Raw genomic sequence first — 601 nt, forward strand, 5'->3', positions numbered from 1 at the left:
GCCAACACCTCTGCCACCACACTCGCCGAACTCACCCCGCGCCCACAACCAGACGATTCGATCACTTGATTTACACCACCCCACGGGACGTCACCTGTTGTGGGATCACGCGTCCCCACCTTGCTCGCCGTACGACGGCGCCGGATTCGCCGTACCACTGCTCGCCGTCGCGGCGCCGGATTCATGCGTCCGGGAGGCGCACGGAGCGGCGAGCCCTACGCGGCGAGGGGGACGGGCGGCCACGGCCCGCCCCCGGACGGCGGGACGGCTCGCGGTGGAGTACCGGTGAGCCCGGCAGGCTGGGGGGTGTGGGGGCTTGCCCCAATGTCGCTTAGCTTAAGTTGATCTTTGTGGTGGGTGTGTCGTTGTGTGTGATGGGGGGGTTGATCGGGAGGATCGGGTGGTGTGATGCGTGATGGTGTGGTGGGTGGCCGGCTGACGGACTGGATCTCGCTGGGAGTGCTGACTGCGTCGGTGCCGCGTGATGTGGTCGATGAGGCGGTTGCGGTGGCGGGCAGGCAGGCCAGGCGCGCGGGTGGGAAGCTGCCGCCGCATGTGATGGTGTATTTCGCGATGGCGATGGCGTTGTTCGCCGATGATG

Annotated in this window: 1 protein-coding gene; it reads left to right on the forward strand. The window is 67.4% G+C overall.

Annotation, left to right across the window (positions count from 1 at the left end):
• Positions 1 to 408: 408 nt before the first annotated feature.
• Positions 409 to 601 (forward strand): transposase domain-containing protein (locus ACFP1K_RS41185; RefSeq protein WP_380764054.1); only part of this gene is annotated, 193 nt, incomplete at its 3' end.

The sequence above is a fragment of the Sphaerisporangium aureirubrum genome (genome assembly GCF_042658925.1).
GTDB lineage: Bacteria > Actinomycetota > Actinomycetes > Streptosporangiales > Streptosporangiaceae > Sphaerisporangium > Sphaerisporangium aureirubrum.